Raw genomic sequence first — 26,954 nt, 5'->3', positions numbered from 1 at the left:
CTGCCCCATGCCAAACGCCCAACTCACTGCGGTGTTGTTCATGGTTTTATCCATGATCTCCTATCAAATCAGTGCTTCTTTTGCCAAACAATTGTTTCAGGTGCTTGACCCACTTACTGTGACGATTTTGCGACTGTGCTTTGCCAGTGTAATTGTGGCAATCATGTTTCGCTCATGGCAAATTCTGTCGCGGCTCGCACATTTAAAATGGCGTGATTTATTGTGCTATAGCGCAGCCTTGGGCTTAATGAATATTCTGTTTTATCTGTCTTTGGGCAAGTTGCCGCAAGGTATTGCGGTGGGTTTAGAGTTTGTCGGGCCTTTGGGCTTAGCTTTATTGTCCATTCAAAACCGTAAAGATTATGTCTGGGTATTGTTGGCGATTTTAGGCATTATTCTTATGGTGCCTTGGGGACAAGCGCAGGGAGATCATTTTAGTCTGTTTGGTGCAGCATGTGCCTTAGGTGCAGGATTGTGCTGGGCTTTTTATATTTATTTTGGGCAAAAAGTGGTGCAACAAAATATTGGCATGCACGCGCTGACCATCGCCATCAGTATTTCGGCTTTGGCTTTGATTCCATTCGGACTGTATAACAATGCCCCCGCACTGTTTGAAACCCAGTATTGGGGCAAGGCGCTTGCCATTGCAGTGCTTGCCACGGCCATTCCTTATGCGCTGGATTTACAGGCCTTAAAACAACTCAGCAAAATGAGTTATGGCACACTTTCCAGTTTATCGCCTGCTTTGGCTGCACTGACAGGCTTGGTATTGTTGGGTGAGAAAATTACTTCACTGCAATGGCTCGCGTTATGCTGCATTATGTTAGCTTCGGTGGGCGTTACTTTTAGAGCAGTAAAAAAATCCAAACAGCCGCAGAATGTTTAAACCAAACTGTTTTTAGACATCTGTTGGTATTTTTCATATTCTGCCAAATATTGCTTGGCTAGACTTTGTTTTTGCTGTTCAGACAAAATTTTGCCTGCCTGCTGAAAAAAGCCATGTTCTTCTTCTTTTAAATGATGATGCACTTTATCTGACAGTTGCTTGGCAATTGCCAGCCAACCCGTGTTGCTCATTTCCGTTTCGGTTAATTGTTCGAGTAATTCATCCATTTGATGATGCTCTGCCAAAGCATGGCGAGTGATATTTAAACCCGCATCAGTCATCATTAAGGGAATATAAAAATAGCGATCTTCTGCCACTGCATGCGCAAATAATTCATTTTTAAGTTGTTCAAATACCGCTCTACGTTCAGGGCTATCACCTGAAGTTTGCGTCAGTTGGCGGGCTAAATCTCGTTGGATGTCGTGACTTTGGCGTAAAGCTTCAAAAATATTCATGTGCAGCCCTCTATTTTTAACCCATGCGCGGCGAACAGATTGATAAGAATCTACTCGCACATCCACATCGGTTTTGGAGTCAGTTTTGATTTCGTTTTTTAATCCTCTAGCTACTGTATAGAGGATCAATCCGAATTCCTGCAACTATTTGTATAGAAAGCTTTAATTCACTTACCCACTTTATTCAAGTTATGTATCTGAGCAAAATTTAGAGATTTAAAACCCGTTTCGGTACCAAGCGCTTTTTATCTGTAATTTCAGCCAAACCTAAACACTTTTCACCATCAAAGACCAACACTTGCGCTGCTGCAGGATGGTCAATATTACTTTCCATGCCACGACTAAAATATTCAGCGCGTCCTTCAGGGACTTGAATGTGTAGAAAATGCTGCACAGGTGCATACGCAGGCAGCAATAAAGCCTCACGTTCTGCTTCACTTAAACTTTCCAAATATTCAATGCTATAACTCGGAATCAGGTCAAAATGTCCCGTTTTAATCCGATGTAAATAGGTCAAATGTCCGTAAGTGCCCAAGGCTTTGGCAATATCTTCACCTAATACACGAATATACGTGCCTTTAGAACAAGTCACATCCAAAGTGATGCTCTGTTCAGTAAAAGACAGCAATTCAATGGCATCAATGGTGACTGGGCGCGCTTCACGTTCAATTTCAATGCCCTGTCGTGCCAATTCATACAACGGACGGCCTTCTTTTTTTAAGGCAGAATACATAGGCGGAACTTGCATCAAATCGCCCTGAAATTGTGCCAATACCTGCTCAATGTGCTCTTGGCTCAATGCAGGTACAGCCTGCTGCAACAGCACTTCACCCTCAACATCTCCTGTGGTGGTGCTAAGTCCCAATTGAATGGTGGTTTGATAGCGTTTCATCGAATCGAGTAAATAGTGCGAAAATTTGGTCGCTTCACCCAAACAAATCGGCAGCAAACCTGAAGCCAATGGATCTAATGCTCCTGTATGCCCTGCTTTTTGCGCCCGATATAACCAGCGCACTTTTTGTAATGCTGCATTGGAGCTGATGCCCAAAGGTTTATTCAATAAAAATACACCACTAATGGCACGACGCTGGATTTTAGCCGCAGATGATTTCATAGCACACATAAGTCAAAGCAAAACTGCGCCATGGTAACAATCTGCCGCGATAAATGACAACATTTCTAGAACAGCGATTTACTTTTATGGCATATTTGAGCGCTTATGATTAAAAAAATAAAATGGATATACAGGTGCATTGAAATGCAGAAACATAAAATATGGATTGTTTTAGGCGTAGTGATACTGCTCATTTCAACTTTGGTGTATTGGCTGATGCCACAATCAAACTCCCCCGATACATCACCCCAGCAAAGCTCAAATGATGAAACATCTCAAGCTTTGAGCATGCAGCAAGCCATGCAAAATAACCCTGCTGCAAATTTTTTAAGCCCAAGTCAGCAGGACACCGAAGTCAATTGTCAGCTTAAACTGGATGCAAGTAATCGTCTGATCGTTAATGAACAAACCCGCAATTGTTTTGAATATTTTATTACCCAATATGGCGAAAAGAGCCTTGAAGCAATCAGTACAGATTTTAAAGCCTATATTACGCAAAGCCATAAAGAGCCTGCTTTATCGCAAATTTTAGATTTATGGCAGCGTTATTTAGACTACAGAAATGCGTTGGGGCAACTGCAAACACCGAACTTGAGTCAGGAAGATCCGCAATATTACCGCAGCATTTTTAGCAATATGCAAAACCTGCGTAAACAGTATTTTTCAGATTATGAAATTGAAGGTTTATTTGGTACGGAAGATATCTACCACGAATACACCTTAAAACGTATGGCGGTGATGGATGATAAAAAATTGTCCGAAGCTGAAAAAGCGCAGAAATTACAAGAATTATTTAAACAACTCCCGCAAGATTGGCAGGAGAATTTAGAACAGTTAAATACTTTACAGGATTTGCGCAGTTTAACCGCAGCAATTAAAGCACGCGGCGGCTCTGCTGCTGAAATTCGACAAATGCGTTTAAATCTGGTTGGCCCTGAAGCCACCCAGCGTTTAGAACAATTAGATGGGCAACGCAGTCAGTGGAAATCACGAGTAGAGGATTATTTAAGTACGCGTGATCAAATCATGCAAAGTGGAATGAATGATCAAGCCAAGCAACAAGCCGTGAAACAATTACGCGGACAGCATTTTCAAAATCCACAAGAGCAATTGCGTTTAGAAACCTTTGAACAGGTACATGATCAAGGTGGAAAATTACCTTTTGCTGACTAACATATTGCATAGAACAACTGGGGCATTCAACATGCCCTATTTTTATGCCTGAAAAGCTGTTTTAGTACAAACTCACCACAACGATTTAATATACAAATGTCTATAAATATTAAATAGATATCAATATGCATGTAGATTTACAAATCTCTGGGACAATGCGCAATAACTGTCCCCAAATGATATGTTTTTTCTAAATTACGCATGAAAAAATACCTGAGCGTACAAAAAATAGTCGAGGATGACTCACAACACCGTGCCGTAACCAACGGCAATTTGCATATCTGAGCTTTCAAGAGGGAAGCGAAGCCACCACTTCACTTGTAACAAAAATAAAGAACACAGGATTGTTTTATGACCATCATCTCTAACATACGGGCAATTACATTGGCTGTCACTGGCTGCTTGCTCGGTTCAATGGGTGTCGCTCAAGCTGCTCCAAGCGTGTTGCCTATTCAGGAACAGGCCAAATCTGACTATGCCAAAACCAAATATCCATTGCTCATGGTACACGGCTGGCTCGGATGGTCACGCATTGGCAATGAAACCTTTAATATGGATTATTGGTATCAAATTTTGCCAGATATGGCACGTAATGGCGCAACCGTATTTGCCGCACAACTCTCCCCTGCACACCGTACTGAATTTCGAGGTGAGCAACTGATTGCCCAAGTCGAAGAAGTCATGGCAATCACTGGCAAATCCAAAGTCAATTTAATTGGTCACTCACATGGTGGCCCAACAGTACGTTATGTAGCTGCGACCAAACCTGAATATGTGGCATCAATTACGGGCGTTGCAGGTACATTCCGTGGCTCCAAAGTTGCCGATGATATTCAAAATAATCGTTTATCACGCACCGCGTTTAATATTTTAGGCGACTATATGGTGGCGCCTCTCATTACTTGGGCGCAGCAACAGCCAGACATGCCTGTCGATTTTGATGCATCGATGGCTTCTTTAACCGAAACAGCGTCTGCAGATTTTAACCGTCGTTTTCCAACCACAGCCTTGGCCGCAAATTGCAGCAGCAGCGGTGCCAAAGTAGATCGCGGGATTCATTACTATTCATGGACAGGTGTAGCACAAGCCACCAATTTACTGGATATTGACACTGTTTTAATGCAACTCGGCCCACTGTCTTATGGCAATTTAGACAACGATGGCATGGTCGCACGTTGTAGTACCCACATTGGACACGTCATTCGTGACAACTACCGACTAAATCATACCGACCTTGCCAACATGATGTTTGGCTTAACGGGCTTGTTTGCACCTGACCCAGTTGCACTGTATCGACAACATGCCAACCGATTGAAATTACAAGGTTTGTAATAGTAAAGCTCATTTCAATCTTGGCAAAACCATCTTCCTGTGCTTGAAACTCAAGTGCAAGAAGTTCAATAACCATGAATCATTCAGAACTTGCAATCTAGCAAATTTCCTGAATAATGATATTTGACAATAGATATTGTCATGCTAGGAAAGCACAATAAAATAGAGGATGTTATATGAAATATGGATTATTCATTGCAGGCTTAATTGCGGCTAGTACCTTCAGTACCGCGCACGCATCCAATGCAGAACAGGTCAAATCTAACTTCGTGATCTCCAGTTATGCCAAAACCAAATATCCGATTGTGTTTACTCACGGTATGGCAGGCTTTATCAATATTGGTGGAGATCAGTTAGGTGTCGATTATTGGTACCAAATTTTACCCAATTTAGCACGTAACGGTGCTAACGCTTGGGCAACCCGCGTATCTCCATTTAACTCATCAGAAGTTCGTGGCGAACAATTGGCACAACAAGTCGATGAAATTCTTGCGATTACAGGCGCAAGCAAGGTCAACTTAATTGGTCACTCACATGGTGGACCAACCATTCGTTATGTTGCAGGCGTGATGCCATCTAAAGTCGCATCGCTGACTGCTGTCGGTGCACCGAATAAAGGCTCACCTGTGGCCGACTTTATTCTAAAAGTCCAAGGTTCGGCCTTAGAAAAACCATTAATTGATATGGTCAATTTAGTGTCTAAAACCATTACTTGGGCACAAGGTTTAGATCCAAATAGCTATCCACATGACTCATTGGCAGGTGCCAACAGTTTGAGCACCACAGGTTCAGCACAATTTAACAGCAAATTCCCAATGGGTATGCCAACGACAAGTTGTGGTGAGGGCGCTTATCAAGAAAAAGGCATCCAGTTCTATTCATTTACGGGCAATACGGCTGTCACTAATTTACTTGATCCAGACTCAGCCATGTTGGCGACCAGTTTGTTGATTGATAATGGTCGTGATAATGATGGTTTGGTATCACGCTGCAGCGCCAAATTTGGTAAAACCATTCGTGATAACTACTATTGGAACCACTTAGATGAAGTCAATCAACTCTTGGGCATGAAAGATATCTTTGCACCAGATCCTGTTGATGTATATCGTCAACATGCCAATCGCTTAAAAATGCAAGGTTTATAAACTCAAATACCAGACATAAAAAAATGCGCCTAAACGGCGCATTTTTTAGCTGTAAAGCAAAGTTAAAATTAACCTTGTTTACGTGCTGGTAATTTCTCACGAATACGTGCAGCTTTACCAGAAAGTTCACGTAGGTAGTAAAGTTTAGCACGACGAACGTCACCACGACGTTTCACTTCAATTTTAGCAACGATTGGAGAGTGAGTTTGGAAAACACGCTCAACACCAACACCGCTAGAAATTTTACGTACTGTGAACGCAGAGTTCAAACCACGGTTTTTCTTCGCAATTACCACACCTTCAAATGCTTGAAGACGCTCACGATCACCTTCTTTTACTTTTACTTGAACGATAACTGTATCGCCTGGTGCAAAAGCTGGGATGTCTTGCTTAAGCTGTGCATTTTCAACAGCTTGTACTAAAGGATGCTTACCACTCATGGGGTATCTCCAGTATGTGTGGGTCAGAAGAGGTCTGATTTCCACTGGGTCTAGAGGCTAAAGCGCATAGGCCCGATTGACTTTCCCTTTATGCCTGACCGCTTCAATGCATAAAGAGCCTATTTAAGTACTTAATTTACATTAAGCAGTTTAGTTTGCTCGAAGCATAGCTTCTCGCCTTGCGCTCGGGTAAAGCAATGCTTTACTCACCCTCGCTCATCTTTTAGCCATTTTTTCTGCTGCTTGCTCAACTCAACTTTTTCAATCAACTCAGGTCGACGCTCTAAAGTCCGTTGATAACGCTGCAAAAACCGCCATTTTTCAATATTGGCATGATGACCCGACTTTAATACTTCAGGCACATCCAACCCTTCAAAATGGTCTGGCTTGGTATATTGTGGGCAATCTAAAAGACCATCCACAAAAGAGTCCTGCACATGTGATTGTTCATCAGACATCGCACCCGGAAGTCTCCGGATAATACTATCCAACAACACCATCGCTGGCAGTTCACCGCCCGATAAAACGTAATCACCAATCGACCATTCCTGATCGACATAATGCTGAATTAGACGCTCATCGACACCCTCATAACGACCACACAATACAATCAATCCATCATATTCAACGAATTGCTGTACTGCAGTTTCATTTAGGGTTTTGCCTTGTGGTGACATATACACCACTGGCACATGAACTGCCCCCGCTTGCTGTGCAAGGTTTTTGGCATGTTGGATTGCTTGCGCCAACGGCTCCGCCATCATCACCATACCTGGACCACCACCAAATGGACGTTCATCCACCCGTTTGTAGTTGCCCTGTGCAAAATCACGTGGATTAATACAAGTAATTTGCATTAAATCGCGTTTTGCTGCGCGTCCGCTAATACCGTAAGCTGTAATCGCTTCAAACATTTCAGGAAAAAGCGTAATGACTGCAAAAAACACCGCAGACTCCTCTATTTTCCTGCTATGTGAATCCTGAAAGGATTAATAATCTACACCCCAATTCACGTAGATACGACCCGCTTCGAGATCAACACGTTGCACCACATCTTTATGCCATGGAATCATGCGCTCTTCACTATCGACACTGGCAGCAGTTGCGCGAACCACCATCACATCGTTAGCACCTGTTTCAAACAGTTCATGGATTTGACCGAGATTAATTTCCTGTTCGTCATCATCCAGACCTAACACAGTTAAGCCTTTTAAATCTGACCAGTAATACTCATCCACACCTGGTTGAGGCAGTTGCGATTTTGAAATCCAGATATTTGCACCAACTAAGTTGTCTGCTGCGGTGCGATCACTCACACCTTTTAAGCTGACCACCAAGCCTTTGCCATGTGGTTTCCAACGTTTTACATCGACCATTTGCCAACCTGCTTTGGTTTCAATGTACCAAGGCAGATAGTCAAATATGTTGCTCATGGGTTCTGTATTGGAATAGACCCAGAGCCACCCATTTAATCCATAAGCTGAACGTAGCTGTCCAATCTGAATACGATCTTCGGGTACATTCTGTGTTGGTGTCATGGGCTACCTACTACTTAATTTGTAAAAATTATGCAGCAGCTGCAGCTTTTTTAGCTTGAGCAGCTAAAGAAGCAACACGTTCAGATGGTTGAGCGCCTTGGGCAACCCAGTGTGCAAAACGGTCAGCATCTAAACGAAGTTTTTCTGCTTTACCTTGCGCTGTTGGGTTGAAGAAACCAATACGTTCGATGAAACGACCGTCACGCGCATTGCGGCTGTCAGTTACAATGATTTGATAGAATGGACGCTTTTTAGCACCACCACGAGTAAGACGAATAACTACCATGATACAACCTTATAGTTTTTACGGATTATCCCTGCATCGACCATCGATACATTTCAAACCCCTTTCATAGAGGGCAGTATTTTACGTGAAATTTGCCCTGAATGAAAGATCAAAACGTATTTATCCGCAGATTTGAATTTAAAAGTTATTTGCCGTCCCAGTTTGAGGTAGTAGATAAACCCTCTTTGCATAATTCAGATGACATTGTTGTTTTAGACCAAAACTTTTGACCTCGATGATTTAAACAAATTACGCCAGTATTTTCTACTACTGTATCGTCTACAGGAGTAGCAACTAACGTCCAAGTTGTTAAACCGACATCTTCTAACTCAACTGTATAGAGTCTATCTCCTTGTACAGGAATAGACCCTGTATGATTAATATCAGTTAAGGTAACTGGCTTTGGATTATCCACCGTTGGATCATCATCATCAACTTCATATGCTATATAAGAAAAATTTGCAATTTTAAATTTTTGCAACCTATGAGCTATGTCAAGAAGTTCGGATTGTGCTTCCGCACGTTTTGTTTTTTGTACATGCTCTTGATAGGACGGAAATGCTATTGCTGCCAATATACCAATAATTGCAACTACAACCATGAGCTCAATTAGCGTAAAGCCCCTGATATTTTTTACCATTCTTCAGCCCCCGCTGCTTTTGCTCCACACGTTAAATTCGTAGTGCTAATATTCTCCCAACTTTTATTTTTACAGCGTAAGCCGCTATTTGACATTAGGAAACTATAATTACTCTTATCTTTACTTTCTGCCGTAATAACCCAAGCTTGCCCAGTGCTATCAACAACCGAAGTGAACTGATATTTTACACTAGATCCACTTGCACCCTTTGGATAGACATTAAGATTATTAGGAAGAATGAAGTCCGAATAACTAAAATTTCTCGACTTATGTTTATCTAATTCAATTGCAATTTGTTGGATTTGCTCTTGAGCTTTTGAGGCGCTTGCACGCCTCACATAACTGTTATAAGAAGGGATTGCGATCGCGGCTAATATAGCCACAATTACAACAACAACCATTAGCTCAATCAAAGTAAACCCATTCATAGGCAAAGTACGTTTTGTCATATTTCACCTACTAATTGCTGCTACTTAGCTTTTCATACCAACGCTGTGGAATTAAGCACATTTTAGTCTGTTCACCAGAACCAAACCCACCTGTTACGGTTAATGCAATTCGTCCGCTAGTTTCAATGCAATAGTTCTTTGCACTCGTATCACCAATGGCAATTGGTGGACAGGCCTCGCCTTCACAATCTTTTGGAGGGCAATCCTCACCAACACACTCATCATTATCATCACCACTATTACTATTATCTAACCCTCCAACAGTCACTGTATGAATCCCGACACCAATGACACCACGTGCCTCTGTTAAAGTATCTTTACACTGTCCATAAGGCAAACAAAAGGCGGTAATCATACTTTCACCTTTCACTCCAGCTCCACAATCGCCAGAAATACCAGGCTTACTTGCATCGAATGTGGATACATAGAGTTTACGATTCATTGCAAGTGGTGTTCCGAACACTTTTTCACTTTGCTTTTTATAGAGATCGCATTTGGTTGGTATTAACTTACCTTCCTGATCGTATTGCTTGACACCAGCTGTACAATTTTGGAATTGGTAGTACCACCCCTTAGCTGAATAAGGGGCTACTGAAGTTGCCGTTGAGAAGCGATTACTATCCGTAATCTCTCCTAACTGAGATTTAGTAATGTTTTCCGTATTTAAACCTGTATCAGTTGCAGTAATCGTTCGTGTAAAAAGATCTCGTCGTGCTACATCTTTATCATAAATATTGTAAATTGCATCGTAATCGTAACTACTATCAGCAGCAGAAAAGTCTTGCAATGGTTGACTGCGATTACCACTACCTATTGAAATCAATGCAAATGTTTCTCCACTTGAGCTATATAATGAGAAACTTGGCATATCATAAAAACGAGGGCTCTTCTCGGCAGCATTTAAATCCAGTAGTCGAACTGGAGTTTGAGGTACTGCACCTATTACATTTTGCTTATTATCAAAATCAATCCTGAATAACTGTCCGCCTAAATCACCAAAATAAATATGGTCAATTAGCTCATCCCCATCGCGATCAACTGTACGAATTTGGCTGGTCACACTATATTGTAGATTGGAGTGTTTTGTAGTAATTACGCCTTCAGCCACTGTAGTAGCAGAAGTTTCAGGCGCATTATTACTCGCCCACCACAATAGATCTCCATCATCGGCATCAAACATGTAGACACCCGCACCTTTTTGATTGCTTTGGTTATAGTCATGATTTTCATAACCACCATAAATTCCTTTTACACGGCTACTATCACGCGCATCTCCATCTACACCACCTGCATCATATCCCCCCCCTACAAACATAACTCGTTTACGCACACCTCCCCAATTTACCCATGCAATAGAAGGTTTAGACCAGCTTTGTCCCATATATTGTAACTGTGAGAATGTTTTGCTTGATGATCCGCTATAGACTTTTTGAGTTGCGGGATCAATATGAAACTTTAATGCTGGAGTATCGATATCACTGAGGTCAAGTGCATAATAGCTACGCCCCCCCATGCGCAGACCGCCATATGCGATTTGCCAACCTTTTTGCTTAGAAGTTCGACCTGCACCTACTGTTAAAGCACCTGAATTATCGACCACATAACGTGTATCCAGCGTCCATGGGCCATCAATTCCATAAAACATTTTTTGCAGACCACCGGTAGTTACACTTGATAACCTGAAGGCATCTTTCTGATTACTCACCATTTCATCAGGAACAAAAGCAAATTTTTCCACCCCCGTATTTGCATCAACCACATGCAGCAAACCTTGTGTTGTTCCGAATAAAATATAATCTTCCCTGTTGGTAGACTCCATCAATTTAGCAGTTGAGTTATAACTTAATTTCCCCTTGTTTGTGACAAGTACAGGATAGGAGTGCATAACTGCACCAACCTGACGTAATGTCGGCTGTGCAATTAAATTTGAAATAGAGGTTGGTGGGCTATCAACATCTATGTTATAGCCTAATAATGAAACCAAATGACCACGATTCGGATCATCTTTATAAGGAGAATCTGTTAAATCTGAGAGTTGAACTTGGCGAAGATCGCTACTTCCTCCAAATACAACTGAAGCTCCCGAGCCCACAGCTTTACGGTTCGTTAATAATTTACGTTGAGGTGTTTGATTATCAGTTTTAGCCCCCAATAGCAATTGAGACCAAGCACCACCACGAGCCGCAAACTTACGACTCCCTACTGTATTTTCATCACTAGTAGCTACCGCATTATCAATCGCTTTAGACCAGAAATCATAGGTTGCATTGGTAATATTGCCATTGTCATCATAAGTTGGCTCTACTAAACTACCATTATCATTAAATACATCTGCATTATTTCTACCTTTCAATACACCGCCAACACCAACTTTATATTTTTTTAAGTTACCTACCCATAGCTGATAATTAGTATTTGGTGTGGGTTGGAATGTTTGGTAGTAAGCATCGTCCTGTAACTCTGCTGGATTCAATGCATCACGCGGTACAGTTGGAGAACCTGTCGTCACAGATGGAATATCTTTGGATAAGTTACTAATGAATGCATTAACACTATCAACAACATCTTGCGAACTATTACCTGAATACCATCCACCCTCCCCAATAATCCCGAGATATGCTGCTTTTTTTACATCAGTATTTATAAAACCAAGTGCGCTAATATTCTCGGCCTGAGTTTTTCTCGGATCGTATGAAGTTACGTTATTGAAACCACTACCAAATCCAACTATAGCTGTTTTAAATTTTATGTTTTTTGGATTTCGACTTGCATCGAGTAGATTCTGTGAGAATTTGTGCATACAATCCCAACCACTACCACTCTCACTGCAACTAAAATCGCTTGCTTTGGAACCCAATGCCAGTTTCATCATGGAACCGGCTTGATCGCCATTATTAGGCTCACCATCGGTCAACAAATAAATACCTTGACCACTACATACCTTTTGCTCATCTGTCTGTGTTAATGAGGTAGGTGACTCATATTTAACTCCCCCTGATACTTTTGTATCGCTAGAAGCTATATCAAAACCTGAACCACTAGGGGTATCAGTTATTGTTAACTCACCTTTGAAGTTCCAACACTTTTGATCCTTGCGTTGATAACCTTCATCTGTAAAGGTACATGTATATTCATCTCCTGTACCTGTAGCTCTAGCAATTGGCGTTGACTGCCTTTTACTCCAAGAAGTACAATTATGATTCGCATCATATACCACACATTCTTGATACCACCTCCCACTTGAACTAGAGTGATAAGAACGGTATCTGAGTTTATTATCTAAGTTCAGCGTTTGTGGCTCGCCAATCGTCTTCTCACCAAATAAATAAGCTGCTGTTTCAGCATAAGCATTTGCTGTAGGAGTACCAGATTGTCGTTGCAACCCTTGAATTGTATTATTTAACAGCTCTCGTTGGGTGATTTGATTTCCACCCACGGTTACTTTTGCATCTAAGCGTCTCGCCGGAATAACAACCTGTGTTCTTTTTTCTGTGTTATTATAGCCTGTAAAATAAGGTAAGGTGGATAAACCTACTACTTTATCATCATCAATTTTTTTTACTGTACTACTACCTAGTAGCACATCTTTCATTGCAACTTTAACACGCTCCATCCTGTTTTGAGTGAAACCATCCTTGTTCTGAACCATACTTCCAGAAATATCTAATACGAACATCAAAGTCACAGTTCCCGACTTTGCATCCTGATAAATTTCAATATCACTTGCCTGAGTCACACTAGTGGTAATTAATGCCGTTGACACTGCAGCAACACTTGCAGCTAGAACTTTATAACGACATGAACCTAGAAAATAATTTATTTGTTGTTTCATTTCATCACTCCAAATCTATACAAAGTCTTGCACAATGACATATTCAGTCACGTGAGAAGTAAACGGAACATTCAGATCGCTTAAACAATCTGTGACACTCTTAGCATTATCAACATCTTCATCTGGAACTGTTGTACCCTCAGGAATCGTGACTTCACTCATATGGTTTGCAAAACAGCTATTAATATCTGTAGATGACGCATTTGAGAGCGTCGGCATGACTGAAACCGCAAAAACTTTTGCAGCTTTACTTCGATCAAATTTTACAAGCTCTTCATCGGTACCGAATTGAGCGCCAAAAAATGGATCATTTTGTGCAATACTGGAGAACTTAACTGCAACCTGCGTCATGACAACTTTACGACCACTTGTAAAAAAATTTCTAGTTTCATTTTTACTTGCATCACAATATCCATCTAGACCAAATTCATTGTTTGTTGGAGCAGATTTCCCAGCCTCCCAATAAATAATGCTTGCACGGTTAATATCAAAAAAGTTCGGTTCTGCCCCTCGATAACAAAAAACTAGTTCTTTATTGCGGTCATCAGCACCACTTATGTAACCAAACAAACCTGAACTACTAAGTGCTTGAATAATATTATCTTCTTTTTCTATATTAAAATATGCAGAGTCAGAGTTTTGAATTAATAGCTGCTGTGCCTGGCTATTCGTTGCAATATTAAGAGACATTAACCCCTGTTTCACTGCCAAAGTCCCAAGCACTAAAATCGCTAAAAGTATGAGCAAGACTACAATGAGCGTAGCACCACGCTGCTGTTTAATCATAATCCTCTCTCCCCAAATGTATTACGTAATGCCACAGTCTGCGTAACAACTTGCCTTGCATATTTAGGCAAATTCGAAGCAGGCATTTTAATTGTTACAGCCTGATCTAGAACTTGAAATACTTGATCATCTTTAAAGGTACTATCATTTCCAACTGACTGATTTGAACGCCCTAATATTCCGAGCTGTACTGCTAATATACGAGGACGTGGGGCAGCTAAATCTAGATACGTCTTTGCATCTACATAGCGATGATTTGCACCATTTTGAATACTATAAAGAACTCTAAAATAATCTGCTCTTTTTAAAATAATTTGACCTGCATCACCAAAGTCTTGGATTGAATCCGGATCACCAATTCCTATGGCATCATCTTTCACTGCATAATGACCAGAATCGCATGCAAGAGCTAAAGGTTTATTGGGCTCATTATCAGACTTATTATCATCCTCACGTAAAAAGTATCTTTGAACTACATATTGACGCCCTTCAGCCTCTGTAAATTTTAGAGGGTTACCTTCACAATCAAAACCACCATACCAATCACCATCATTATCCTTAATGTATTGAGGTAAATATTGTATGGTTAATTGATCACTCAAAATGTTATTTACATTTGAATCACCAGTCCATTGAGGTTTAGCCCCTACAGTATGACCATGACTTCTTGAAAGCAGGTTAATATCGGCAGTATCTCCCTCGATTGTGAGCGGTAAGTTTGATCGATTTACACTACTTACTTCAATTGCATTCTCACTTGAACGAAATACGATGCCTGCAAAGGCACTATAATCATTGATACTTGCCTGAACTGCGTTTAGGTTTCCTAAACGAATATCTTTGACAATTGCATTTAAGCCAAAGTTAGCATCATCTTGCAAACCACTCTGCCCTTGTTGCAATGTTTGGCTACGTGATGCTGTAAAAAACAATAACATAGCAGCAGCACTAATAATTAAACCTAACATCAGTGCAATCATTAACTCAATTAGTGTAAAGCCCACTTGATTCCGCATGTCAGTAGACCTCCATAATTAAGCACGTGGAATTAGGATCATATGCTGTACTCGCAGTACAGTTACCCTCATCAATATCACCATGGGTAGGCGCTGTGTCCCCCCAAGCCACATAAATACAACGTCTCCCATCTACGTTGCCCTGACACGATAGATAATTTATCGTCATACCCATAGTACGTGCTTTACGTGCAATTTGTGCTACGTCAAAATCTGCAAAGTCAGTGCTCGTACAATTCAAGCCTGTAAAGCAATTTTTTGAATCTAATTGTTTGCTAGGTGTATTCAAATGATAAGCATAAACATTTTCAGCACCTCGATTTACGCGCATTCTTTCAGCCAAATCACGCCCCAAATTAATAGCTTGAACTCTTGATCCACTTTCTGCTATTGCCTCAACAGCTCTATATTGCAAGATAATAAAACCCATTACTCCTATAGTTAAGAGCAGCAATGCAATCAAAACCTCCATCAATCCAACACCATTCTGATTTTTTATTGTTCTCATTAGCATACCCCCTTATCAACTTGTTGGACTGTCCCCATTCTTGAAACTGCAATAACTTGCTTTACTCCATTCCCACATAATACAAATGTAGTATCTGCTGATGCACCAACAACGCCACCACTCAAACCAAAGACAATTTCCTTGACAGAACTCGTTAAAACCGTTTCACCATAAGGCATCCAATACATTATTGTTTGAGAATTAGCCGACAAGATAGTTTCAGATTCATGTAATTCCACTTTTACGTTACGTCTTTCCAATATAGCCTTGGAACGTGCTTGACTTAATACACCAATTAGCTCATTTGTACTTTTTTTTAGCTGTTGTTTCTGAACCAAATCCCCAAACGAAGGAGCCGCCATCATCGCGATAATCGCCAACACCGCAATCGTCACCATCAATTCTATTAAGGTGAACCCGTTTTCTTTTTCTCGCATACTCCCCCCAAGACACAGACATTGCCCTATTAAAAATAATAACCAACAACTTTACAAAACCCTCACACTTCAGGATAAAAGGCATAAAAAAGCAGATAACCGTCATTCAACGGTTATCTGCCTATTTTTAATCAGTTTTTTAAAGTGTTATATGCTTCGCAGTTTAAGCCTGTGTTACAGGAATACGTAACTCTTTGGGCAAACTAAAGGTAATATTTTCTTCACGTCCAGCTAGCTCTTCAGGTGCTGTTGCGCCCCAATCCTGCAAACGTTGAATCACCTGTTTAATTAAAATTTCAGGTGCAGATGCACCCGCAGTCACACCAATTTTGGTATTTGCTTTAAACCATGCTTGGTTTAATTCATCTGCATTATCCACCAAGTAGGCTTGTTTCCCCATACGCTCTGCAAGTTCACGTAAACGGTTGGAGTTAGATGAATTTGGCGAACCCACGACCAACACCACATCACACTGATTAGCCAAGTCACGTACAGCGTCCTGGCGGTTTTGGGTGGCATAACAAATATCGTCTTTGCGTGGCCCTTGAATATTCGGATATTTTTGGCGCAAGGCATCAATGACTTTAGCAGTATCATCAATTGACAAAGTAGTTTGTGTCACAAAAGCCACTTTATCTGGATGCTGAACCGCAAGTGCAGCCACATCATCCTCATCTTCTACCAAATAAATTTCGCCACCATTTTTCTTGTCGTACTGCCCCATCGTGCCTTCAACTTCTGGGTGGCCTTCATGCCCAATCAAAATGGCTTCGGTGCCTTCACGCGCATATTTAGTGACTTCGATATGCACTTTGGTGACCAATGGACAAGTCGCATCAAACACTTTTAAACCACGACGTTCTGCTTCTTGTTGTACTGCTTTAGATACACCGTGTGCACTAAAAATCACAATGTTGTCATCTGGCACTTCGTCCAGCTCATCTACAAAAATTGCACCACGCTGACGCAAGTCGTCCACCACAAATTTATTGTGTACCACTTCGTGACGTACATATATAGGTGGGTTAAAACACTCAAGGGCACGATTTACAATCGCAATTGCTCGGTCTACACCTGCACAAAAACCACGTGGATTCGCCAATACAATTTCCATAGAACCCTCTATGTTGAAGTTAAATAGGTGGGATGTTTAAAAATTTATGCCAACAAAAGCCATCTTGGCTATTTTGTTTAAGGGGCGTCTACTCTAAAATAGAGAAGATATTTTATCATATCAGGAAAAATATCATGTCGGGTCTATTGTTTGTCGTTTCTGCCGCTTCAGGAACAGGCAAAACATCCCTCGTTAAAGCCCTGCTTGAGCGTGTAAATAATTTACACGTTTCAGTTTCTCACACAACACGTGGTCAACGTCCCGGCGAACTCGATGGTGTGCATTATCACTTCACGCAAAAACAAGATTTTATCGACTTGGTAGAGCAAGGCGGTTTTATTGAATATGCAGAAGTGTTTGGCAATTATTACGGCACTGCGCAAGCAACCGTTAAAGAGCAGTTAGCCAAAGGTCACGATGTGTTACTTGAAATTGACTGGCAAGGCGCTCAGCAAGTACGCAATCTTTTTCCTGAATCGAAGCAAATTTTTATTCTTCCACCAAGTCAGTTTGATTTACGCGAGCGTTTGTCTAACCGTGGCACCGATGCAGTCGATGTGATTGAACATCGTCTAGGCTGCGCAGTTGAAGACATGCAACAATATGTCAATTTTGACTATGTGATTATTAATGATGACTTTAATAAGGCTCTGCACGATTTAGAATCGGTGATTACGGCTAATCGTTTGGTGATGGCGCAGCAGGCACATCGTCATCAAGCCTTGATTCAAAAGTTAATTAGCCCGCCAAGCGCGTGATTAAAACTTGAGTCTATAAGCAAAGCACCTTATACTGCACAGTCTGTTTAAATTTATTATTCGAACGAGAATTCTTATGGCACGCGTTACCGTTGAAGATTGTTTAGACCATGTAGACAACCGCTTTGAGCTTGTACTAGTGGCAAGCAAGCGCGCGCGTCAATTGGCACGTCAAGGCATAGAACCTACCGTTGAGTGGGACAACGACAAACCTACCGTTGTTGCTTTACGTGAAATTGCAGAAGGTCACGTTTCTAAAGACATTTTGAAACAACGTGATCAAGATTATCAAACTTCGAGTCTTGACCTCGCACTTTCAGCAAATAACTTGAATTTAGATGGTTTTTCTTTCCAATAAGAACGACTTTCTGAAAAAGCCTAGTTTTTTACTAGGCTTTTTTGTTGTCTGAACTTTAATCTTGCGCTAAAAACCGTTATAACATAAGGATTAAGACCTAATTTTAAATGGTCTAATGACCTTATGTTTTGGTACGAAAAAAATTGACAAGTCATGCAATATGCTTTTCATTATAAGGTCTAACTGTAGATTCGTTATCACTTGTATTTTAAAGGGTGTTATATGCCAGGCACGATGGTCAGCCAAGCCAAACAACAGCTTCAAGCCATGATCGAACCTTACCTTAGCGTAAGTGAAGTCGAACAGGTGCTTACGGCTTGCGATTATGCCGAGCATGCGCATGATGGCGTTACCCGTAAAAGTGGTGAACCGTATGTGTTACACCCGATTGCGGTCAGTTGTATTTTGGCGCACATGCGTTTGGATGCCGACACGCTCATTGCTGCCCTATTGCATGACGTCATTGAAGATACTGACTACAGCAAAGATGACATCACAGAAAAATTTGGACGCACCGTTGCCGAACTAGTCGATGGTGTGACCAAACTTAGCCATTCCAGCGACAAGGAATACAACAAAGCCGCATCGTTCCGTAAAATTCTGCAAGCGACCTTACAGGATCCACGTGTCATTATTGTGAAACTGGCAGACCGCTATCACAACATGACCACTTTAGATGCGCTGCGACCAGACAAACGCGCACGTATCGCCCAAGAAACTTTTGATGTGTTTGTACCTATGGCACGTATCGTGGGTATGAATGAAATGGCGGATAACCTTGAACATCTGTGTTATCAAAATCTTGATTTAGATATGTATAACGATGTGCAAGCTGCCCTTTTGCACACCAAACCAAAACGCTGCGAATACCAATCTAAATGGGAACAAAATCTTGCCGACCTGCTGCAAGACAATCAAATTGCAGGCCGTATTAAAAAGAAAAATAACAATATAGAATTACTGCGCCACTTTGTTAAAAACGATATTGATCTACAAGAACTGACCCACAGCCACGCCTTCGAAATTATTTTGCAAAGCATTGCCGACTGTGACCGTTTGGCTGATATTTTACGTGACAGCTTTCAGGTCTTACATTATGAAGATCATATCCGTCGCCCACTGCCAGGTGGCAACCAATCGCTGATGATGCGTCTAAAAGGTGAGCAAACTACCTTATCACTCACCATTCAAACCGAATTGATGCGTAAAGCCGCACGTTTTGGCGTGGTCTTGGGTGAAAACGCACCACAAGCTTGTCGTTCTGCCATTCAAGCCTCTATGAAAAGCTTGAATGTGTTGATTGATGGTGAATGTGCCAAAACTACATTTAGCGATTTACTGGATTATCTGCACCAAGAGAAAATTCATGTTTATACCCCGCACGGACATTTACATGAATTGCCGCAAGGTGCCACCGCTGTTGATTTTGCCTATGCAGCCAGTTTGTTCTTAGGTAACCACGCAGTCGGTACAAAAATTAATGGTGAAAGCAAACCACTTTCGACGCCACTCATCAGCGGGCAAGTGGTCGAAATCATCACCGATGTGTTAGCCACACCAAACCCAGACTGGCTAAGTTTTATTAATACCCAAAAGGCCCGTCGTGCCTTACAAAACATTCTGCGTGATCAGGATATTGAAGAACAGCGTTTGGTAGGTCAGCAAGCCCTGAACCGTGCGCTGAAATTGTTTAATCACTCGATTCAAGACTTGACCGAAGCAGATTGGTTAAATGTGTTGCAATGGCGTCATATCGACTCCAAAGACCGTTTATTTGAGCAAATTGCAGTCGGTGATTTATTGCCGCAGTTGGTGGCAAACCACATTTACGCACTTGATCAGGATAGCAACGAACATTCTGACCGTCTGATTCAAGGTACAGAAGGTATTGACGTCAAATATGCACACTGTTGCAACCCGGTGCTGGGCGATCCAATTCAGGGCAACTTGTCACGTCGTGGTTTGATTGTGCATCGTGCGCGCTGCAACAACTTACTGCATGAGCAGCATCAACATCCTGAAAATATCATGCCGCTACAATGGACTTCAGAAGATGTCGATGACGTGAGTTTTACCGCTTACCTCAGCATTGATATGGATATGAATGACGAACAAATTTCCGATTTGATCTATCAGTGTCGTAAGGCCAAAACGGGTGTGGAAATGGTACGCAGCCACGATGGCAAGACTCATGTGAATATTGTGGTCAATAACCGTAAGCAAATTGCCAAAATTATTCGTGATTTGCGTATGCACTACGGTTTCCCACGGATTAGCCGTTTAGCGCGTCCCATCAGCATTGTAGAAGAAGCCAAAGCTTGTTAATTCAATGTGTTGCATGGTTTTACTGTGCCGCACATTCACCGCTTTTGCATTATTGACTCATAAGGCTACTGAAATGCAGTCGGATGGTCTATGATGTTCGTACATTATTTTAGGAGAAATCAATGTCTCGCCAAGTCATCCATACTGAAAATGCACCTGCAGCAATTGGTACTTACTCTCAAGCCATTTTAGTGGGGAATACGGTTTATTTATCAGGTCAAATTGGTTTAGACCCGTACAGCATGGAATTGGTAGAAGGCATTGAAGCGCAAATTCGCCGCGTGTTTGATAACTTAAAAGCAGTCTGTGAAGCTGCGGGTGGTTCTTTGGCCGATATCGCCAAGCTAAATATTTTTCTGACTGATTTATCTCACTTCCAATTGGTCAATCAGATTATGGGGGAATACTTTGCACAACCTTACCCTGCGCGTGCAGCCTTAGGTGTGGCCAGCTTACCTAAAGGTGCTTTAGTTGAAATGGATGGCGTGGTGATTATCAATTCATAAGTCATTATCATTCAAATACTTAAAAACCAATAAACGATGCCACCTATTGAGTGGCATTTTTTAATTCAAAAACCCAATTACAATAAATGACTTTTTAAATGATTTTTATTGACAAACGATAATAATTATCAATAATAACACTTATCTTATTTCATTATTGTGGTTGCATTCATGTACGTTTGCTTATGCCGTGGTATTACAGATCAAGACATTAAAGAAGCCGTTGCCAATGGTGCAGACAGCTATCGTGAAATTCGCGATATGTTTGACTTGGGCACCTGTTGTGGTCGCTGTGCACCTGAAACTCGCGCCATCATTAGCGATGAAATTGCACAGATTGCGTCTCGTCTTGCTGTTGCTGCCTAAAGCTGACGTTTTATTGTTCTCCCGCATTTCAGTATTATAATTTTTACTCGGTTTTCCCTCTCCCGCTTTCGACTACAGCGGGTTTTTCTTATCTTACATTTCTTCACACCGCCTAGCTAATTGTTTTTGATTGCGATTTTCATTTGCGGTTCCCTAAATCACTCGCCATTTTGCCCAGTCTTGTTTAAGATAGAAATATAGATTGCCTTAAGCGGTTTAAGGCAGAAATTGTTGATGGAGTGCTGCAATGAAAGGCAATCGTGATGTGATTAATCAACTCAACCAAGTTTTGTATCATCACCTGACTGCAATTAACCAATATTTTTTACATTCACGTATGTTTAATGATTGGGGCATTGAGCAACTGGGTTCGGCTGAATATAAAGAGTCGATTCGTCAAATGAAACATGCTGACAAAATTATTGAACGTATTTTATTTTTAGAAGGGCTACCAAACTTACAACACTTGGGCAAATTGTATATCGGTCAGCATACAGTTGAAGTTTTGAATTGCGATGTTCGTAAAGTCCAAGAAAATATTGAAGCGATTCAAAAAGCGGTGGTTTTAGCAGAGCAACAATTGGACTATGTAACCCGTGATTTGGTTCAGGAAATTTTAGAGAAAGAAGAAGAATATTTAGATTGGGCAACGACACAGCTTGATTTGGTTGAAACGGTAGGCATTGAAAACTATATTCAAAGCCAACTCTAAGATTCATCTGGTTTAGATAACTCAAAAGACTGGTTTTCCAGTCTTTTGTTTTTTGGGGCACTTTACCTAAAATTCAGTATCTTGCCTATCTCTAATGAAGAAGCTCTCAATATCAATATATTTTACTTATGCGCATTTTAAATTCTTGGATTTATAAAAAAGTATTTATAACGCAAAAAAATGTTTCATGGGTTGCATCTGTTGATGCAATATCCGAATAATAAAAATTCCATAATCCTGTTTTTTATAAAAAATAGCATGTTGATGATGATCGTGACGGCGTATTCCCTCGCCAATATCTACACATGCATAACCAATCAGCGGTGAACTCACTAACAAATGAAAGGTATTTTCCAAATGTTGCGTGTATTGGTCAGCTTGAGCTACACCAAAATTAAGTAAGGTGTATTCATAAATAGCAGTGAAGTCGTCGACAGCTAAATTTGATAGCTTATACACGATGCTTCTGCTTCACTTGAGCCGCAATATCTTTTAGGCTAAGTGTACTTTCTCCACTGTTCTCACCTGCTTCAATCGCTTGCTTTAAAGCTGCAGTTTGATTTTCTTGCTGCTCCAATAATCTTAGTGCAGATCGCATCACTTCACTGGTTGAACCATAACGTCCAGATTCAATCAGTTTGCTCACAAAGTTATCGAGTTGTGGGCCAATTGTTACACTTGTAGTTCTCGCCATCAGCATGCCTTATTGTGTGAATAGATCATACAATTCTAACACAACCCCCTTTATCTGAACAAAAGTTCAGCATCTCTTTAAATTTTCGCACATGAAATCAATTTTATAATGAATACCCCCTCTCTTTTTAAAGAGAAGTTGGGAGAGATTTTCAACATTGAAAATTTTCACCATATTTGGCTCACTATTTTCAAATCCCCCTCCTTGCGCTACACAAATCAGCGCGGCTTTGCCTCATCCAATAAAGTTGCATAATCTACATTGACCTGCCACAAAGCGCTTAACAACCATAATTGCTTTTTGGCTTCTGCTTCATAACCGTTAAATGCTAATACGCGTGCATATTTCAATAAATCGTAGCGGGTTGGATAATTCAACACAATTTCATGGATATCCTGCAATTGTTCAGGCGTTTGTAGGCTATACGGATTTAATCGAATCCACGCAATGCGGCGGTTAAATTCTTCAAGTACCAAAATACGCTCTTGATGGGTGATTTTTTCAGGTGTCTGTTCATAGCGTACCGACTGATTCAGTTTGGGCACCATCACCTCATAATCCCGATAAATCAGCATCAACAACAATGCGCCAAGTACAAAAGTACTGCGTAAATAAATTGGCGATAAAATTAAGCCTTTTAACACACGTTGTGACTGAACCATGCCGATAATAAAACCTACAGGCAGCAGAAAATAGGCATAATTTTGCGGAAATTCCAGCATAGCATGTACGCTAAATGCACCGAGCATTAAAATCCCCACAACCGATTCCACCGACTGGGTATATTTATGCAACTGGTAACCCCAATAACCCAAATACGCCAAAAATGGCACGCCTAGTATCACACCATTCCAAAGTAAAAAGTCCAAAATGAAATTGTGTGCGCTGCGAATCCACACAGGACCTTGTACAAATTCACTAACCGTGACATACGCCACACTGGTTTGATGCCAACCATAGCCCCACCACGGTTGATATTCAATTGCAGCGAGCATTTGCTGCCAAATCGCCAAACGTGACATATCACCTGTGGCACGCTGTACCACATCACGAGATTGCACCGAAAGGTCTGCACTTTGTGAGAGCAATTGACTAAAAGCAGGTGCGATAAAAATCAGCCCGATAAATGCGGCAAACCACAGCAAGCTATAGCGCCATTTAATCCGCATCACGCCACGGTATTGTTGATAGCTCAAATAGGTCAAGAGACACAGCGACGCCAACCATGAAGTCCGTGATTGACTCAACACCACACCGACCAAAATCATGGCAGCAACAATCACAATCCATACGGTTTTAAGTTTTTGTTTTTCGTATAAATATAGGCATGCCATAAGCGACATCACCAAAAAGGTCGCCATATTATTCGGTTGGGCGAAATTGGCATAAGGACGTTGCCCGATTTTAATATCCACCATCATTGGCAGGTATTGATCGAGTGTCAGCCACTGGCAAATTGCCATGAATGCGGTCATACTTCCCACGCCAAGCAGCACATAACTAAGGCCTGCGAAGATGCGTTCACGTTCGCTGTTGTTTTGCGTGAGGTTGTAACCAAAAATGATTGCTAACCAAAAACTAAAGATATACACGCTGCTGAGCAGAGCTTTGTCAAAGAAGTACACTAAGCCAAAGCCCCACTGAAAGAAGGGAACACTGCACAGTGCTAGTAATGGCAGGCTAATTTTAGGTATCTGTAATTTTTCTTTAAACAGGCAGGCTGCAAGGGCAAACAGGGCAAAAAATGCGTAGAGTTCGCCTGTATAGGTAACCCATGGGCGGTAGTGAATGGGCAATAACCATGCAAGGGAGATGAGGATGGCAGCCAAAAATAGCAATGCAGATTTCATAAGAAAAACAGACCAAAAAACTGGCTCTATGTTATATTTTTTTAGGCAAGATGATAGTGCTTTGTGTAGCAAGTTTGATTGTAATTCTACCTGTTTTGAAGTGAGATAATTGCATGGGGAATACTTAGATTCCCCATTTTTGACTTAAGACATTATTTCCACGGTCTTAAGTCTACAATTTTGATGATGCTTGCAGATTCTTTATTGACTAGAACCACCATATCGACCGCATTGGCTTTTAAAGGTAGCCAAGCATCTGCTTTTGGATATTTTGCTAAAGTTTTTTCAACGTCTGTTTTGGGGTTGTACTGTTGCAGTTCTACAAGCGGTAATACACGTTGTTGGATTTGGGTTTTTGCTTGAGTGAGTTCTACATAGCGTTCTGGACGCTGTGCAATTGAAATACCGCTAAATACTTCTGCAAACATTTCATCATTGCGTTGTTGTGTATCTTTGGTAAATTCAGTGGCAACATATTGCGGCTTAAACCATGAAGGCTTTTGGAATTGAGGTTGTGCGTGCTGAATATTCGTATCAACTAATTCATTTTTTCTAACCAATTCAAAACGATCTACATTATAAACCAACCATGCAGGACGACCTTGTTCAATACTAAACACTCCATAACACAAAGCCGTGATTTGAATTAGAATAATGACACTGAGGTCAAATTTAAGTGTTTTTTTACCTTCTTTATAGACCAATAAGCCTAAAAGAGGTCCTAAAATTACGTCAATGACCAATAGCATTAAAAAGATATGCGTTACGCCAACAGCTGTGGCAAGTGGCGACGGATACCAAATAAAAAAGACGAGTACAATTACTAATGAAGCAATGAGAAAAGAAATAAATAAATGATTGAGAAAAAATTTAAAGCGTTTGGTCATTTTAAATAAAGTCTAATTTAAGTAAAAAGGAGTATCAATACTCCTTTCTACTTAAAAAATATTAACGGCAATTAGCAGGTCTGTACTTAGATTCTAAAGTTGTGCCCGTTCCGCCACACTTCCAATTTATTTGTTGTCCAGCATTAGTAGCAGCACTTAAATCTAAAGCCGTTGTACCATTAGCAGCAACAGGATTAATTGTTAAACGATTTGTCGCTGTAGGAACTACTGCTGGCTTATAGGTAATAGTAATAATACCATTAGCAGCACTTGTAACCGATGCCACGTTAAGGTTTCCTGTTAAAGCAGTAGTATCCAACGGATTAGTGCCAATGGTTGCACATGTAACAGCGTTTGTACACGCCATAGACGATGGCCCCTTGCTTTGGAAACTTTCATTTATCGCAGTTTTTAAAGCAGATGCTAATGATAATCCCTCTGATACTTTTGCTCGAATCGTATAGTTTTGATACGCAGGAATCGCAATAGCAGCAAGAATACCAATAATGGCAACAACGATCATTAATATTAAACATTCCATAAGTTACTTTGTATGGACACGCTCCAAATTATTGAATTCTATTAATTTACTCAATTTTATATTTTGTCCATATAGACATGCTTTTATAACGACAAATTTTTCAAGTTTGTCCACATCAAACAAGGAGCTATGTCAGTTTGAATTAAATCAATTAACTATTCTGATATCTGAAAAACATCAAAAGATGATAAGGCGATTCTCAAATCGCAATTCTTCTGCTACATTCCCTTAAATTCTATTTATAAAAAATGACTTAGCATCCTATGAAGTCAGAATATCAATCGCATATCGATATTTTACGTGCACTTGCAGTATTACTAGTAATACTGAATCATTTAGATTTTTCTTTTTTTTCAGGTGGATTTATAGGTGTAGATGTATTTTTTGTTATTTCAGGATATCTCATTACAAAAAATATTCTGTCGGAAAAAAATAGATCAGGATCATTTTCTTTTAAACACTTCTATCAAAGAAGAGTGCTACGTCTAGCGCCAGCTTTTTTTACTGTATTATCAATTTGCTCTATTGCTTTTTACCTCATTCTTACTCCTGAAGAATGGGTTCAGTATTTAAAAACAGCAGCAGCAACTGTCACTCTCACATCCAATATTTATTACACAACTTTATTAAACGATTATTTTAGTATTTCAGGAAAATCAACACCTCTCTTACATATTTGGGGCTTTGTTGCACAAACCTATCTGTAAAGGCTTTTTCAGCGATATAATTTTCAAATGAAGAAGCCTACACACAAAATCTACCGCACAACCAATTGGCCCGCATATAACCGAGCACTCATGAGTCGC

At 40.7% G+C, this 26,954-nt stretch carries 30 protein-coding genes; 11 read left to right on the top strand and 19 right to left on the bottom strand.

Features of this window, described 5'->3' with window-relative positions; genetic code table 11:
• Positions 1–7: 7 nt before the first annotated feature.
• Positions 8–886 carry a DMT family transporter gene (locus FTU71_RS10275; protein WP_004974539.1) on the top strand — a complete coding sequence of 293 codons (879 nt, stop codon included), beginning with the start codon at positions 8–10 and terminating at the stop codon, positions 884–886.
• Here FTU71_RS10275 and FTU71_RS10270 read toward each other — a convergent pair.
• Together FTU71_RS10270 and truB are read right to left on the bottom strand one after the other, a co-directional pair.
• Complete coding sequence (locus FTU71_RS10270) at positions 883–1,341, bottom strand: hemerythrin domain-containing protein (RefSeq protein WP_179989062.1); 459 nt, start codon at positions 1,339–1,341, stop codon at positions 883–885. The genes FTU71_RS10275 and FTU71_RS10270 overlap by 4 nt on opposite strands.
• Positions 1,342–1,549: 208 nt before the next feature.
• The gene (truB, locus tag FTU71_RS10265) at positions 1,550–2,455 is read right to left on the bottom strand and encodes a tRNA pseudouridine(55) synthase TruB (protein ID WP_180111958.1); all 906 of its coding nucleotides are present in this window, start codon (positions 2,453–2,455) and stop codon (positions 1,550–1,552) included.
• 144 nt (positions 2,456–2,599) lie between these two features.
• Between truB and FTU71_RS10260 the strand changes: the two genes are divergently transcribed.
• The 3 genes from FTU71_RS10260 (at position 2,600) to FTU71_RS10250 (ending at position 6,105) form a co-directional block, all read left to right on the top strand.
• Positions 2,600–3,628, top strand: a complete 1,029-nt coding sequence (locus FTU71_RS10260) for a lipase secretion chaperone (RefSeq protein WP_180111957.1) — start codon at positions 2,600–2,602, stop codon at positions 3,626–3,628.
• Between the two features lie 414 nt (positions 3,629–4,042).
• On the top strand, positions 4,043–4,960 hold the full coding sequence (locus FTU71_RS10255; RefSeq protein ID WP_225531238.1) for a triacylglycerol lipase: 918 nt from the start codon (positions 4,043–4,045) through the stop codon (positions 4,958–4,960).
• A gap of 176 nt (positions 4,961–5,136) precedes the next feature.
• The gene (locus tag FTU71_RS10250) at positions 5,137–6,105 is read left to right on the top strand and encodes a triacylglycerol lipase (protein ID WP_180111956.1); all 969 of its coding nucleotides are present in this window, start codon (positions 5,137–5,139) and stop codon (positions 6,103–6,105) included.
• Positions 6,106–6,173: 68 nt separating this feature from the next.
• On the opposite strand, the gene rplS is transcribed toward FTU71_RS10250, so the two are convergent.
• From rplS to ispH, 12 genes are all read right to left on the bottom strand, one after another.
• On the bottom strand, positions 6,174–6,545 hold the full coding sequence (gene rplS / locus FTU71_RS10245) for a 50S ribosomal protein L19 (protein ID WP_004974529.1): 372 nt from the start codon (positions 6,543–6,545) through the stop codon (positions 6,174–6,176).
• Positions 6,546–6,751: 206 nt separating this feature from the next.
• The gene (trmD, locus tag FTU71_RS10240; protein ID WP_180111955.1) at positions 6,752–7,492 is read right to left on the bottom strand and encodes a tRNA (guanosine(37)-N1)-methyltransferase TrmD; all 741 of its coding nucleotides are present in this window, start codon (positions 7,490–7,492) and stop codon (positions 6,752–6,754) included.
• 42 nt (positions 7,493–7,534) lie between these two features.
• Entirely contained in the window at positions 7,535–8,083 is a 549-nt protein-coding gene (gene rimM / locus FTU71_RS10235; protein ID WP_168418483.1) for a ribosome maturation factor RimM, read from the bottom strand.
• A 28-nt stretch (positions 8,084–8,111) separates the two neighbouring features.
• Positions 8,112–8,369: a 30S ribosomal protein S16 gene (gene rpsP / locus FTU71_RS10230; protein WP_180111954.1), complete on the bottom strand. Its 258-nt coding sequence runs from the start codon at positions 8,367–8,369 to the stop codon at positions 8,112–8,114.
• 145 nt (positions 8,370–8,514) lie between these two features.
• Complete coding sequence (locus tag FTU71_RS10225; protein WP_180111953.1) at positions 8,515–9,009, bottom strand: type IV pilin protein; 495 nt, start codon at positions 9,007–9,009, stop codon at positions 8,515–8,517.
• On the bottom strand, positions 9,003–9,458 hold the full coding sequence (locus FTU71_RS10220; RefSeq protein ID WP_306669738.1) for a type IV pilin protein: 456 nt from the start codon (positions 9,456–9,458) through the stop codon (positions 9,003–9,005). The genes FTU71_RS10225 and FTU71_RS10220 overlap by 7 nt, the downstream gene beginning before the upstream one ends.
• A 10-nt stretch (positions 9,459–9,468) precedes the next feature.
• The gene (locus FTU71_RS10215) at positions 9,469–13,290 is read right to left on the bottom strand and encodes a PilC/PilY family type IV pilus protein (protein WP_180111952.1); all 3,822 of its coding nucleotides are present in this window, start codon (positions 13,288–13,290) and stop codon (positions 9,469–9,471) included.
• A 15-nt stretch (positions 13,291–13,305) separates the two neighbouring features.
• Positions 13,306–14,076, bottom strand: a complete 771-nt coding sequence (locus FTU71_RS10210; RefSeq protein ID WP_180111951.1) for a pilus assembly protein PilX — start codon at positions 14,074–14,076, stop codon at positions 13,306–13,308.
• Positions 14,073–15,092 (bottom strand): PilW family protein, encoded by a 1,020-nt coding sequence (locus tag FTU71_RS10205; protein ID WP_180111950.1) that lies wholly within the window; start codon positions 15,090–15,092, stop codon positions 14,073–14,075. The genes FTU71_RS10210 and FTU71_RS10205 overlap by 4 nt, the downstream gene beginning before the upstream one ends.
• Before the next feature lies 1 nt (position 15,093).
• The gene (gene pilV / locus FTU71_RS10200; RefSeq protein WP_180111949.1) at positions 15,094–15,600 is read right to left on the bottom strand and encodes a type IV pilus modification protein PilV; all 507 of its coding nucleotides are present in this window, start codon (positions 15,598–15,600) and stop codon (positions 15,094–15,096) included.
• Positions 15,600–16,037, bottom strand: a complete 438-nt coding sequence (locus tag FTU71_RS10195; protein WP_180111948.1) for a Tfp pilus assembly protein FimT/FimU — start codon at positions 16,035–16,037, stop codon at positions 15,600–15,602. The genes pilV and FTU71_RS10195 overlap by 1 nt, the downstream gene beginning before the upstream one ends.
• A 163-nt stretch (positions 16,038–16,200) precedes the next feature.
• Entirely contained in the window at positions 16,201–17,151 is a 951-nt protein-coding gene (gene ispH, locus FTU71_RS10190; protein WP_016658473.1) for a 4-hydroxy-3-methylbut-2-enyl diphosphate reductase, read from the bottom strand.
• Positions 17,152–17,285: 134 nt separating this feature from the next.
• Here ispH and gmk point away from each other — a divergent pair, with 134 nt between their 5' ends.
• The 6 genes from gmk to bfr all read left to right on the top strand — a co-directional run bounded on the left by gmk (position 17,286) and on the right by bfr (position 22,176).
• Complete coding sequence (gmk, locus tag FTU71_RS10185; protein WP_004974513.1) at positions 17,286–17,909, top strand: guanylate kinase; 624 nt, start codon at positions 17,286–17,288, stop codon at positions 17,907–17,909.
• A 76-nt stretch (positions 17,910–17,985) separates the two neighbouring features.
• On the top strand, positions 17,986–18,267 hold the full coding sequence (gene rpoZ, locus FTU71_RS10180) for a DNA-directed RNA polymerase subunit omega (RefSeq protein WP_004809957.1): 282 nt from the start codon (positions 17,986–17,988) through the stop codon (positions 18,265–18,267).
• Positions 18,268–18,489: 222 nt separating this feature from the next.
• Positions 18,490–20,592 (top strand): bifunctional (p)ppGpp synthetase/guanosine-3',5'-bis(diphosphate) 3'-pyrophosphohydrolase, encoded by a 2,103-nt coding sequence (locus FTU71_RS10175; protein ID WP_180111947.1) that lies wholly within the window; start codon positions 18,490–18,492, stop codon positions 20,590–20,592.
• A gap of 122 nt (positions 20,593–20,714) precedes the next feature.
• On the top strand, positions 20,715–21,098 hold the full coding sequence (locus FTU71_RS10170) for a RidA family protein (RefSeq protein ID WP_004809961.1): 384 nt from the start codon (positions 20,715–20,717) through the stop codon (positions 21,096–21,098).
• Positions 21,099–21,269: 171 nt separating this feature from the next.
• Positions 21,270–21,464 (top strand): bacterioferritin-associated ferredoxin, encoded by a 195-nt coding sequence (locus FTU71_RS10165; protein ID WP_004974511.1) that lies wholly within the window; start codon positions 21,270–21,272, stop codon positions 21,462–21,464.
• Positions 21,465–21,711: 247 nt separating this feature from the next.
• Positions 21,712–22,176 carry a bacterioferritin gene (bfr, locus tag FTU71_RS10160; protein WP_131260631.1) on the top strand — a complete coding sequence of 155 codons (465 nt, stop codon included), beginning with the start codon at positions 21,712–21,714 and terminating at the stop codon, positions 22,174–22,176.
• 165 nt (positions 22,177–22,341) lie between these two features.
• Here bfr and FTU71_RS10155 read toward each other — a convergent pair whose 3' ends face one another.
• From FTU71_RS10155 to FTU71_RS10135, 5 genes are all read right to left on the bottom strand, one after another.
• On the bottom strand, positions 22,342–22,635 hold the full coding sequence (locus FTU71_RS10155; RefSeq protein ID WP_070153485.1) for a type II toxin-antitoxin system RelE/ParE family toxin: 294 nt from the start codon (positions 22,633–22,635) through the stop codon (positions 22,342–22,344).
• Positions 22,628–22,870: a type II toxin-antitoxin system ParD family antitoxin gene (locus FTU71_RS10150; protein ID WP_004974509.1), complete on the bottom strand. Its 243-nt coding sequence runs from the start codon at positions 22,868–22,870 to the stop codon at positions 22,628–22,630. The genes FTU71_RS10155 and FTU71_RS10150 overlap by 8 nt, the downstream gene beginning before the upstream one ends.
• 218 nt (positions 22,871–23,088) lie before the next feature.
• Complete coding sequence (locus FTU71_RS10145) at positions 23,089–24,720, bottom strand: PglL family O-oligosaccharyltransferase (RefSeq protein WP_180111946.1); 1,632 nt, start codon at positions 24,718–24,720, stop codon at positions 23,089–23,091.
• A gap of 152 nt (positions 24,721–24,872) precedes the next feature.
• A complete protein-coding gene (gene tfpZ, locus FTU71_RS10140; RefSeq protein ID WP_180111945.1) occupies positions 24,873–25,607 on the bottom strand; it encodes a TfpX/TfpZ family type IV pilin accessory protein in 735 nt (244 codons plus the stop codon).
• A gap of 61 nt (positions 25,608–25,668) precedes the next feature.
• Positions 25,669–26,130, bottom strand: a complete 462-nt coding sequence (locus FTU71_RS10135; protein ID WP_306669737.1) for a pilin — start codon at positions 26,128–26,130, stop codon at positions 25,669–25,671.
• Between the two features lie 281 nt (positions 26,131–26,411).
• Between FTU71_RS10135 and FTU71_RS10130 the strand changes: the two genes are divergently transcribed.
• Positions 26,412–26,855, top strand: coding sequence for an acyltransferase (locus FTU71_RS10130; RefSeq protein WP_180111943.1), 444 nt, complete (start codon positions 26,412–26,414; stop codon positions 26,853–26,855).
• The last annotated feature ends 99 nt before the right edge of the window (positions 26,856–26,954 follow it).

The organism is Acinetobacter sp. YH12136 (assembly GCF_013418545.1).
Lineage (GTDB): Bacteria > Pseudomonadota > Gammaproteobacteria > Pseudomonadales > Moraxellaceae > Acinetobacter > Acinetobacter towneri.
This window is presented reverse-complemented; position numbering and strand designations above follow the sequence as displayed.

Bases quoted from the DNA above. Each gene is read 5' to 3' on its own strand.
- FTU71_RS10275 (WP_004974539.1), top strand. From the start codon at position 8: ATGCCAAACGCCCAACTCACTGCGGTGTTGTTCATGGTTTTATCCATG.
- FTU71_RS10270 (WP_179989062.1), bottom strand. From the start codon at position 1,341: ATGAATATTTTTGAAGCTTTACGCCAAAGTCACGACATCCAACGAGAT.
- truB (WP_180111958.1), bottom strand. From the start codon at position 2,455: ATGAAATCATCTGCGGCTAAAATCCAGCGTCGTGCCATTAGTGGTGTA.
- FTU71_RS10260 (WP_180111957.1), top strand. From the start codon at position 2,600: ATGCAGAAACATAAAATATGGATTGTTTTAGGCGTAGTGATACTGCTC.
- FTU71_RS10255 (WP_225531238.1), top strand. From the start codon at position 4,043: ATGGGTGTCGCTCAAGCTGCTCCAAGCGTGTTGCCTATTCAGGAACAG.
- FTU71_RS10250 (WP_180111956.1), top strand. From the start codon at position 5,137: ATGAAATATGGATTATTCATTGCAGGCTTAATTGCGGCTAGTACCTTC.
- rplS (WP_004974529.1), bottom strand. From the start codon at position 6,545: ATGAGTGGTAAGCATCCTTTAGTACAAGCTGTTGAAAATGCACAGCTT.
- rimM (WP_168418483.1), bottom strand. From the start codon at position 8,083: ATGACACCAACACAGAATGTACCCGAAGATCGTATTCAGATTGGACAG.
- rpsP (WP_180111954.1), bottom strand. From the start codon at position 8,369: ATGGTAGTTATTCGTCTTACTCGTGGTGGTGCTAAAAAGCGTCCATTC.
- FTU71_RS10225 (WP_180111953.1), bottom strand. From the start codon at position 9,009: ATGGTAAAAAATATCAGGGGCTTTACGCTAATTGAGCTCATGGTTGTA.
- FTU71_RS10220 (WP_306669738.1), bottom strand. From the start codon at position 9,458: ATGACAAAACGTACTTTGCCTATGAATGGGTTTACTTTGATTGAGCTA.
- FTU71_RS10215 (WP_180111952.1), bottom strand. From the start codon at position 13,290: ATGAAACAACAAATAAATTATTTTCTAGGTTCATGTCGTTATAAAGTT.
- FTU71_RS10210 (WP_180111951.1), bottom strand. From the start codon at position 14,076: ATGATTAAACAGCAGCGTGGTGCTACGCTCATTGTAGTCTTGCTCATA.
- FTU71_RS10205 (WP_180111950.1), bottom strand. From the start codon at position 15,092: ATGCGGAATCAAGTGGGCTTTACACTAATTGAGTTAATGATTGCACTG.
- pilV (WP_180111949.1), bottom strand. From the start codon at position 15,600: ATGAGAACAATAAAAAATCAGAATGGTGTTGGATTGATGGAGGTTTTG.
- FTU71_RS10195 (WP_180111948.1), bottom strand. From the start codon at position 16,037: ATGCGAGAAAAAGAAAACGGGTTCACCTTAATAGAATTGATGGTGACG.
- ispH (WP_016658473.1), bottom strand. From the start codon at position 17,151: ATGGAAATTGTATTGGCGAATCCACGTGGTTTTTGTGCAGGTGTAGAC.
- gmk (WP_004974513.1), top strand. From the start codon at position 17,286: ATGTCGGGTCTATTGTTTGTCGTTTCTGCCGCTTCAGGAACAGGCAAA.
- rpoZ (WP_004809957.1), top strand. From the start codon at position 17,986: ATGGCACGCGTTACCGTTGAAGATTGTTTAGACCATGTAGACAACCGC.
- FTU71_RS10175 (WP_180111947.1), top strand. From the start codon at position 18,490: ATGCCAGGCACGATGGTCAGCCAAGCCAAACAACAGCTTCAAGCCATG.
- FTU71_RS10170 (WP_004809961.1), top strand. From the start codon at position 20,715: ATGTCTCGCCAAGTCATCCATACTGAAAATGCACCTGCAGCAATTGGT.
- FTU71_RS10165 (WP_004974511.1), top strand. From the start codon at position 21,270: ATGTACGTTTGCTTATGCCGTGGTATTACAGATCAAGACATTAAAGAA.
- bfr (WP_131260631.1), top strand. From the start codon at position 21,712: ATGAAAGGCAATCGTGATGTGATTAATCAACTCAACCAAGTTTTGTAT.
- FTU71_RS10150 (WP_004974509.1), bottom strand. From the start codon at position 22,870: ATGGCGAGAACTACAAGTGTAACAATTGGCCCACAACTCGATAACTTT.
- FTU71_RS10145 (WP_180111946.1), bottom strand. From the start codon at position 24,720: ATGAAATCTGCATTGCTATTTTTGGCTGCCATCCTCATCTCCCTTGCA.
- tfpZ (WP_180111945.1), bottom strand. From the start codon at position 25,607: ATGACCAAACGCTTTAAATTTTTTCTCAATCATTTATTTATTTCTTTT.
- FTU71_RS10135 (WP_306669737.1), bottom strand. From the start codon at position 26,130: ATGATCGTTGTTGCCATTATTGGTATTCTTGCTGCTATTGCGATTCCT.
- FTU71_RS10130 (WP_180111943.1), top strand. From the start codon at position 26,412: ATGAAGTCAGAATATCAATCGCATATCGATATTTTACGTGCACTTGCA.